General features: G+C 65.6%; 9 protein-coding genes and 1 pseudogene. 4 read left to right on the top strand and 6 right to left on the bottom strand.

What is annotated here, in order from left to right; all coding sequences use genetic code 11:
* A pseudogene (locus VGH54_RS29200) lies at positions 1-216 on the bottom strand (LLM class flavin-dependent oxidoreductase); the annotation flags it as partial.
* Positions 216-1,118 (bottom strand): SDR family oxidoreductase, encoded by a 903-nt coding sequence (locus VGH54_RS29195; RefSeq protein WP_331515664.1) that lies wholly within the window; start codon positions 1,116-1,118, stop codon positions 216-218. The gene VGH54_RS29195 and the pseudogene VGH54_RS29200, both read right to left, overlap by 1 nt.
* Positions 1,119-1,282: 164 nt before the next feature.
* Here VGH54_RS29195 and VGH54_RS29190 point away from each other — a divergent pair, with 164 nt between their 5' ends.
* Positions 1,283-2,176, top strand: a complete 894-nt coding sequence (locus VGH54_RS29190; RefSeq protein WP_331515662.1) for a LysR family transcriptional regulator — start codon at positions 1,283-1,285, stop codon at positions 2,174-2,176.
* On the opposite strand, the gene VGH54_RS29185 is transcribed toward VGH54_RS29190, so the two are convergent.
* The 4 genes from VGH54_RS29185 to VGH54_RS29170 all read right to left on the bottom strand — a co-directional run bounded on the left by VGH54_RS29185 (position 2,177) and on the right by VGH54_RS29170 (position 5,210).
* The gene (locus tag VGH54_RS29185; RefSeq protein ID WP_331515660.1) at positions 2,177-3,133 is read right to left on the bottom strand and encodes an LLM class F420-dependent oxidoreductase; all 957 of its coding nucleotides are present in this window, start codon (positions 3,131-3,133) and stop codon (positions 2,177-2,179) included.
* Positions 3,134-3,257: 124 nt separating this feature from the next.
* On the bottom strand, positions 3,258-4,070 hold the full coding sequence (locus tag VGH54_RS29180) for a class I SAM-dependent methyltransferase (RefSeq protein WP_331515659.1): 813 nt from the start codon (positions 4,068-4,070) through the stop codon (positions 3,258-3,260).
* A gap of 93 nt (positions 4,071-4,163) precedes the next feature.
* Positions 4,164-4,784 (bottom strand): M15 family metallopeptidase, encoded by a 621-nt coding sequence (locus VGH54_RS29175; protein ID WP_331515665.1) that lies wholly within the window; start codon positions 4,782-4,784, stop codon positions 4,164-4,166.
* 78 nt (positions 4,785-4,862) lie between these two features.
* Complete coding sequence (locus tag VGH54_RS29170; RefSeq protein WP_331515658.1) at positions 4,863-5,210, bottom strand: hypothetical protein; 348 nt, start codon at positions 5,208-5,210, stop codon at positions 4,863-4,865.
* A 138-nt stretch (positions 5,211-5,348) separates the two neighbouring features.
* Between VGH54_RS29170 and VGH54_RS29165 the strand changes: the two genes are divergently transcribed.
* The 3 genes from VGH54_RS29165 to VGH54_RS29155 all read left to right on the top strand — a co-directional run bounded on the left by VGH54_RS29165 (position 5,349) and on the right by VGH54_RS29155 (position 8,889).
* Positions 5,349-6,575, top strand: a complete 1,227-nt coding sequence (locus VGH54_RS29165; protein WP_331515657.1) for a cytochrome P450 — start codon at positions 5,349-5,351, stop codon at positions 6,573-6,575.
* Positions 6,576-6,736: 161 nt separating this feature from the next.
* Positions 6,737-8,113: a TIGR00366 family protein gene (locus VGH54_RS29160; protein ID WP_331515656.1), complete on the top strand. Its 1,377-nt coding sequence runs from the start codon at positions 6,737-6,739 to the stop codon at positions 8,111-8,113.
* A gap of 272 nt (positions 8,114-8,385) precedes the next feature.
* Entirely contained in the window at positions 8,386-8,889 is a 504-nt protein-coding gene (locus VGH54_RS29155; protein ID WP_331515655.1) for a hypothetical protein, read from the top strand.
* Positions 8,890-9,002 lie beyond the last annotated feature (113 nt).

Genomic DNA, 9,002 nt, shown 5'->3' with positions numbered 1-9,002 from the left:
CGCCACCTGTCCGGTGGCCGCCAGCAGCGTCCCGACTTGCACGAGGGCGTCCTTGCCGAGCACCTCGTTGACCCACACCATGCGATATCCCGCGCGTTCGAGGCGGCGAACCGCATCCCGTTGCAGATCGACGTGGGGCGTGGTCGTCAGCGAACCCGGCAGAGACACTCCGACTGGCCCCAGGGTTTTCCGCGCCACATCGACGACAGCTTCCATCAGGGCTGTTCCTCGTCGAAGTAGTGGCCATCCTCGAGATCGGCAAGCAGCCCTTTGTGTTCCGGGTGCCAGTCGAGGATCTTCTGGGTTCGCTCACTGGACGTCGCATCGTCCAATCCCGCGAACGCGGCCAGAAACCCGAAATGCTCTGGCGCCTCCTCTGGGGTGATGCCCTTGGTAGGCAGATCCAGACGGCGACCGATGACCTCGGCGATCTCACGGAACGGCACGCCCTCGTCGGCGACGCCGTGCAACCGCGAACCCGCGGGCGCGGATTCCAGGGCAAGCCGGTAGAGGCGCGCCGCGTCGAGCGTGTGCAGGCCGGGCCAGCGGTTCGCGCCGTCGCCGATGTATGCGGAGACACCAGCCCTGCGGGCGCAGTCGATGATGTGATGGGTGAAGCCGTGGTGGTCCAGGTCGCTGTGCACCAACGGCGCGAGCCGGATCACCGACGACCGAACGCCGCGCTGCGCCAACGCAATTGCCGCATTCTCGGCATCGATCCGCGGCCCGGCGGGCAGGGTGTCTTCTTCGTTGGCGAGGCGGCCCTCGACGAACGCCACCATGAGCGTGCCTGATGTGCCCACGAACGGCCGGTCAGACCCGACCAGCGCCTCGCCCATCGCCTCGACCGCGAGGCGGTCCGCCTCAACGGAGCCGAGAAAGTCGTCGAAGTTGTGCTTGAAGGCCAAGTGGATTACGCCGTCGGAGGCGGCGGCCGCCGCCTGTAGGCCCTCGAGGTCGTCGAGGTCGCCGCGCTGCACGTCGGCGCCCATGGCCGCCAGTGCCGCAGCACCACTGTCCGAGCGGGCGAGGCCGGTGACCTGGTGGCCGGCCTGGAGTAGTTCGGGCACCACCGCCGACCCGATGTGACCTGTTGCGCCGGTGACGAAAACTCGCATGATGAACTCCCTGAAGTGACGATTAAGCGGTAACACCACCTTGCGTTCCGGGTAACGGGTGCGTCCAAGACTTGTTTCGAATAGCTCAATACCGATCAGGCATCACCGCAGCGTGTGGGTGCTTTGCGTGCTTCGCACTGTATTTGGCCGGTTACCATTCGGGCATGAAGGACACGTCGGTCGATCTCGACCTGCGGCTGGTGCGGTATTTCGTCGTGGTGGCCGAGCACCGGCACTTCGGCCGCGCCGCCACCGAACTGCGGGTGGCGCAGCCGTCGTTGAGTCGGCAGATACGCCGGCTGGAACAAGAACTGGGCGCCCGACTGCTGGACCGCACCCCGCAGGGCACCCGGCTGACCGAAGCCGGCGAGGCGTTCCTGCCGGCGGCCAAAGCGCTGCTGCGTTCGGCGGCCCGCGCCGCGGCACAGACTCGCGCCGCCGCACAGCCCCGCCGGATCACCATCGGCTACACGACGGGGCTGATCGTCACCCCCGCGGCGCGGGAAATGCGCCGTCAGCACCCGGACGCCGACGTGCACACCGTGCACCTGGAGTGGAACGCAGCCCGCCAGTCGCTACTCGATCACCGGGTGGACGCGGTCGTGACACGGCTACCGTTTCCGACCGACCAGTTGCACGTCACGATTCTTTACGATGAGCCACGGGTGTTGGTGGTGCCGCTGGACCACCGGCTGGCCGGCAAGGAGTCGATCACCCTGGACGACATCGCCGACGAACCGATGCCCCGGATCCGTGACTCGGACCCGACGTGGAGCGCGTTCTGGCGGGTCGATCCGCGTCCAGACGGGCGTCGCGCACCCGACGGGCCGTTCATCGACGCGCTGGAAGACAAATTTGAAGTGATCGCGGCCGGTCAGGCGGTGGCGATTACCGCGGGCGGCTCGCAGATCAGTGCTTTACGCCCGGACCTGACCACGATTCCACTCGAGGGTGTCGAGCCCAGCCACGTGGTGGTGGCGTGCCGCGCCGACGACCGAAGCCGACTGGTCGCGGCCTTCCGTAAGCTCGCCGAGGCGCACCTCACTGCGCCGGCGTGATCAGCGAAGTTGGGCGCCCAGCTCCGAAATGACCTCGCGGGTGCGCCGTTTGGAGGCGACCAGCTCGTCGCGGTTCTCGCCGATCGGCAGCAGCCGGACCGACAGGTCGGTCACCCCGGCGTCGGCGAATCGGCGCATCCGCTTCAGGATGGCCGCCTCGTCACCGGCCGCGCAGATGTCGCCGACATCGCGGGCATCGCCGTAGTCCAGCAGCCGCTGATAATTCGGCGACACCTCGGCTTCGCCGAGGATTCGATTGGCTCGCTCGCGGGCAGCGTCGACTTCATTTGCCGCGCAGAGGCATACGGGTATTCCGGCGACGATGCGCGGCGCGGGCCGGCCGGCGTTGTCGGCGGCCTTGGTGATCCGCGGCACGACGTGATTCGACACGGCCCGCTCGTCGGCCATCCACAGCACGGTTCCGTCGGCGTGCTCACCGGCCAGAGCCAACATCACCGGGCCGAGCGCCGCGACGAACACCGGCAGCGGTGCCACCGGAGCCAGATCCAGCGGGTTGTGCACGGTGAAGTGCTCGTTCTCGACGTCGACCGGCCCGGGCCCGGCGAACGCGGCGTGCAGTACTTCGAGGTAGTCGCGGGTGTAACCGGCCGGCTTCTCATAAGGCAGGCCCAGCATGTCCTGGATGATCCAGTGGTGCGACGGCCCGACGCCCAGTGCCAACCGGCCTCCGGTGGCGGCGTGCGTCGATAACGCCTGACGCGCCAACGCAATCGGATGCTGCGCCTGTAGCGGGACGACCGCGGTGCCCAGTTCGATGCGGGTGGTGCGGGTACCCATCAGGGCTACAGCCAGTAACGCATCAAAGTCGTTGGGCACTTGCGGGATCCACGCGGTGTCCATGCCCGCGTTCTCGGCCCACTCGATATCGGCGAGCATCCGAGAAACCTTGCGCGCGGAATCGCCACGCTCGGCGCCGATCATTACTCCGAGACGCACGTTTCCCTCCCTGGTCGATGGGGACTGCCACCCAGAGTGCAGTTATCTTTCAGACGATAACGTACTTGCAAAAAAAGAGAATGCCAATATCGTCCGCTTGACCAGGTGAAAGCCCAGGCGACGGCTAGCCGCGGCAGAGAATCTCGCCGTGCGGGATGCCCAGCCAGCCGTCCGGGGCCGCAGCCCAGTCCCGCCACGCCGAGGCGATCTCGTGAAGTTCCGCGGCGGTGGCCAGCTCCGACTCGACCAGTTGGCGCGACAGGGCCGACTCGACGATCCGGTCTGCCCACATCCCGCCCCACCAGTCGCGGGTCTCCGGCGTGGCGAAGCACCACAAGCCACCGGTCGGCGTGATATCGTCGAACCCGGCGCGCTGTGCCCAGGACAACAGTCGTCGGCCCGCATCGGGTTCGCCGCCATTGGCCCGCACCGCCGCGCAGTACAGCGCCATCCACCGGTCCAGCGGCGGGAGCTGCGGGAACCAGGTGAACCCCGCGTAGTCCGCGTCACGCGCGGCGACAATGCCACCCGCCTTACACACCCGTCGCATCTCGCGCAGCGCCTGCACCGGGTCGGCCACGTGCTGCAGCACCTGGTGGGCGTGGACGATGTCGAAGGCGTCGTCGGGCAGGTCGAGTGCATGCACGTCCGACGTCACGAAGTCGATGTTCGACTGGCCCCGCGTCTGCGCCTCGGTGCGCGCTAAATCCAATGCATTCTCAGTCATTTCGATGGCGGTGACACATCCGGGTGCGACCCTGGCGGCCAGGTCGACCGTGATGGTCCCCGGGCCACATCCGACGTCGAGCACGGACAGCCCCGGCCGCAGATGCGGCAGCAGATAGCCCGCGGAGTTTTCCGCGGTGCGAACTCGATGTCCGCGCAGCACCGACTCGTGATGCCCGTGGGTGTAGACGGCCTGGTATTCATCGGTCATGGTGCGACCTCCGTGCGATCGAATCCTGTTCGACGTCAAGGCTACCGCTGGCTATTCCAGAATACGAAACAGCAATCTCGTATTATGAGACAGCTAGTTGACTGGGACGTCCAGGATGGGCCGCTGGACCCCGGCGCCCGAGCCGTCGAAATGCCACCATTCACCGGAGTACACCGATAAGCCGCCCGCGCTCATGGCATCGCGCAATCGGCCTCGGTTGGCCTGTTGGGCGGCGCTGACACTGTCGGTGGCGAAAGCCGTTGCCCTTGGCGAGAAGTCGTCGAAGTCGGTGCCCATGTCGACGAGGCAACGCGGGCATTGCTCGTTGACGTTGGCCAGCGTCACATCGACCGACCGACCAGACTCGTGGCTCTTCGCATAGTTGCCGGGCTTAGCCACCCAGGCCGGGTTCGGCACGATGCCAAACATCTTGACCTGCACGTCGTGTGGTCGATAGCAGTCCCAAAAGACGAGCACGTTCCCCTGCGAGGAAAGCACCTTCGCAGCGGTCGCAAGACCGGGAGCCATCGATTCGTGCACCAGACAGCGAGCATTGGCCGGGTAGAGCTGCGTATGGGTGAAGTTGTTCGGCGTCGTATAACGCAGGTCGATCAGCGCGTTGGGCACGACGGAGCGCACGTCGACGAATCCCGCTGCGCGCGCCTCGGGGCTCAGCGGTGGCACGTCGGCATTCGCGCGCACGCCGCCGCTCATCGCATAAAGCAGAGCAAGGGCAGCGAGGAGCCGAAGTGCGAGGGCGGCCATGGCTTCAGTATGCGGCCGCCGGCCGCGTCAGCTCCAGTCGATGGCCGCGGCGCGCTGCTGGACGCCCTCGACTCTGGCCGCGATCTGCGCGGCAACCGCATGCTGCCCGTGTTCCATTGTCCTGGCCAGTGTTTCGGCCTCGGCCACGATCTGCTTGAGCAGGTCTCGGTGGTCTTCGATCATCGTGATCGTCGCGTTTCTGATCGCCACCACCGCAGAACCCCGGGCCTCCGACGGAGAAAAGCCCGAGGAGAGCAGTGGCGGCAGCGCCTGGCGTTCGAAATCCGTCATATCGCGGGACAAGTGGACGTTGAATGTCGCTCGATAAGGATCGCGATCGTCAAATTCAACACTGCATATCTTGAGTGGGTCCATGGCCGTTCCTTCTGCCGGCGAGGGCGGCCTGCGCCCACGTGCCGAATTACATGCCTGTAGTTTACCGGCGTTTTCGAGTGAGTGCGAAAACCCGCTTTATGCTGACGAGGCCCGTCGGACGCGTCAAAGGAGACCGTCATGACCATCGGTACCGCTCCACCCAGTGTTTTTGACGCCGATCTGCCCACGCTCGACTACGGCGCCGACGAGACCCCCGCGGAGGTCTATCCCCGATTCCGGGCGGTGCAACAGCAGGCGCCCATCGCATTAGGCCCGTTCGGACCCGAAGTGCTCTCCTACCGGCTCGTCCGCGCCGTGCTGCGCGACGAACGGTTCCAGCCGCCGCCCGGCATCGTCCTGCAGGCCCAGGGCGTCACCTCGGGCCCGTTGTGGGACAAGGTGATGAACAGCTTGCTCTGCGTGGAGGGCGAGACGCATCGCCGATTACGCGGAATGTGCTCCAAGGCGTTCACCCCTCGTACGGTTGCGCGCCTGCACGACGCGATGGTCGACGTGATGAGCGGTCTGGTCGACCACGTCGCCGAGACGGGCCACTGTGACGTGGTCGCCGACCTCGCGCGGCCCTACCCGGTTCCCATCATTTGCGCACTGCTCGGCGCGCCTCGGGAAGACTGGCAGCGATTCTCGTCATGGGCTGACGACATCTTCCAAGCGTTCAGCTTCTCCGCCGACATCCACGCCCTCCAGCCTGCCGTCATGCGGGCCTGGGGCGAGCTCGACGACTACGTCGACGATATGGTCGCCCGTCGTCGGCGCAGCCTTACCGACGACCTGCTCTCCGACCTCATTCGCGCCGAGGACGACGGGGATCGGCTCGACGCTGCCGAACTCCGCATGCTCGCGGGCGGGCTGCTGCTGGCGGGAACCGACACCACCCGCAACCAGGTGGCCGCGTCCGTGCAGGTGCTCTGCGAGCACCCCGATCAGTGGGAGCTGCTGAGGGACAATCCCGAGTTGGCCATGCACGCGGTGGAGGAGACCATGCGCCACTCGCCGATCGCGGGCGGGACCCTGCGCCTCGTGGTCGACGATGTGGAGCTCGACGGCTATCTCTTCCCGGCCGGCACCATGGTGCTGATGAATACCTTTGCGGCCAATCGCGATCCGACCGTCTACGACGATCCGGATCGTGTCGACATCACCCGCGAGGGGGCGCCGGCGATATTGACCTTTGGCGGCGGGGTGCACTACTGCCTGGGCGCCAACCTGGCCAGGCGCGAGATCGCCGAAGCGCTGAATGTTCTGACCGGGCGACTGCGCAACCCGCGAATTGCCGGGCCCGTGCCCTGGAAACCGATCGTCAGCCTGAGCGGGCCGAAGAGTCTGCCTATCGAATTCGACTAGCTTCTGGTGGCCAGCCCGGTTCAGTCGCCATTGGGATTGCGAGCGAGGGTAGGTCAATGACAACGAACGAAGACCCCAAGGCTACGAGTGGGGCGCCAGAGGCCGAACCCGAACAGCCAAAGCCATCAGTCGAAGGAGACAAACCCAAACGCCGCGGCGTCATGCAATCCCTCACTGCGCTGTGTGTCCGGTATGTCGAACGCCTGATGCCCGACCCGTTTCTGTTCGCCGTCATCCTCACCCTCATCGTCGCCGCGCTGGTCGCTCTTTCGGTGAACGGCGCCTCGCCCAGCGGCATGCTCAAGGCGTGGTACGGCGGTGTGTGGGGACCGCAGAACATCTTCACGTTCGCCTTCCAGATGGTCCTGATCCTTGTGACGGGCTACACGCTCGCCGAGGCGCCGGTCCTGAAGCGGGCCATCGTCGCCATCGCCGCCAAGCCGAGGAACCAGATCCAGGGAGCCCTCCTCTGTTTCGGCGTGAGTGCTGTTCTCTCCCTGCTGAACTGGGGCCTCGGGCTGGTAGCCGGCGCGCTGGTCGCCCGGCAGGTCGCGAAGCGCTTCACCGAGGCGCATTTCGGCTATCTCATCGCGGCGGCGTTCATGGGCTTCATCGTCTGGACGCAGGGACTCTCGTCGTCGATCGCGCTGGCGAACACGGACAACGGCAGCCCAATCAACGTGATCCACAAAATGACTGGCATCACGGTGCCGCTGAAGCTGACGATCTTCCAGCCCTACAGCTGGCTGTCGGTGATCGTGGTGTTGGCGCTGCTCGCGCTCGCGATCTGGCGCATGGAGCCGGGGCAGAGCCTTGCACCCGATCCCGCGGTGTTCGAAGTCGAGGACCAGCCCGAGGTTAAGGCCGAGGGCAAGAAGACGTTTGCTGAATGGCTGGAAAACCTGTGGATCCTGAATGTCCTCATGTTCGCCGCGGGCATTGCCTACTTTTGCATCAGCGGTTTCGCGCTGAACATCTCATCGATGATCATGTTGTTCACGATCACAAGTGCGTTGCTGCACCGCACGCCGATCCGGTTCATCCGGGCATTCACCGGCGCCGCGAAGGTGTCCGGTCCGCTGCTCCTGCAGTATCCGCTGTACGGCGGCCTGGTTGGCCTGCTGGGCTATCTGCCCTCGCACGCGGCCCACGGGGCCAAGCCGCTGCAGACGCTGCTGGCCCAGACGCTGGTGAGCGGCGCGACCCAGTACACGCTGCCGTTCCTGACCTTCATCGGCTCATTGGTCATCAGCCTGTTCGTGCCGTCCGGCGGCGGGCACTGGGCCGTGCAGGGCCCGATCGCGGTCGGCTCGGCGCTGGCGATCGGTCAGCGCTCGCCGGCGTATCTCGGGTTGATCTCCATGGCGGTCGCCGTCGGCGAGGGGGTCGCGAACATGATCCAGCCGTTCTGGTTGCTGCCCCTGCTTGCGATCGCGAAACTCAATGTCCGTCAGGTGATGGGCTTTACGATCGTCGCATTCGTAATCGGGTTGGTCGTGTTGGGTACGACCGCTCTGATCGCCCCCTATGTAATTTGACGCTGTCGCTGCGGACAAATTGTTGCTACCGAATCCTGTCGCCAAACACATCGACGGGATCGGCGGCTTGCCCGACGATGGAATTACCTCGCACAGCGCTGAATCCGGTATCCGGTCCGGATCCCAACAGAGTGTCTGGAGTAAAGACATATGGTCAGTTCACAAATCTCGGAGCCGCAACATGTTGAATCGGCGCCCGCGCGTTCGACGGGATAACGACTGCAGAGCACTAATTCAAACCCTTACGGTCGCGGCAGGAGTAGGAACTAGGTATGTCGTCGCTTGTCGCGCAAAGCCGTTGGGCGAGGCTGGGCCACGAGTTCGGCCAGCACCTCAATTCCGCCGAGCAGGCCGCGGTCCTGTCCTGGGCGTCGTTCACCGCGATGTTCGCAGGTCTACGGCTGCTAACGCATTGGATCCATCGCGGACACGGCCCCGAGGGCGGCGGCATTAGCGTCGGGGGCCGCCACTTCCACCACTACAACATCGGTATCGCGCTGCTCTCGGCTGTCGGCGCCGTCGGGCTGCGCGGCTCAGACGAGCGTCGGAAACACCCAGCGGTGGCGGTCGCGTACGGCGCGGCCAACGCGCTGGTAGTCGACGAGCTGGCGCTGTTGCTTGACCTTAAAGACGTCTACTGGTCACACGAAGGGCGGGAGAGCGTCGACGTCGCGATCGGCGTCATCGCTTTGGGCGCCACGATCTCGGCTGGTATGCCGTTGTGGCCTCACGCTCGCCGTGCCCTGCATGAGCACAAGCCGACATTTACGGGCTGATCCGGCAACGGTTCGACCCGCGCAATCGGCGGCGGCTCTCGTTGCGTTGAACTGCACTAATCCTGGTGGCCAGGGCCGGGATCGAACCGGCGACCTTCCGCTTTTCAGGCGGA

The sequence above is a fragment of the Mycobacterium sp. genome (assembly GCF_036488105.1).
Lineage (GTDB): Bacteria > Actinomycetota > Actinomycetes > Mycobacteriales > Mycobacteriaceae > Mycobacterium.
This window is presented reverse-complemented; position numbering and strand designations above follow the sequence as displayed.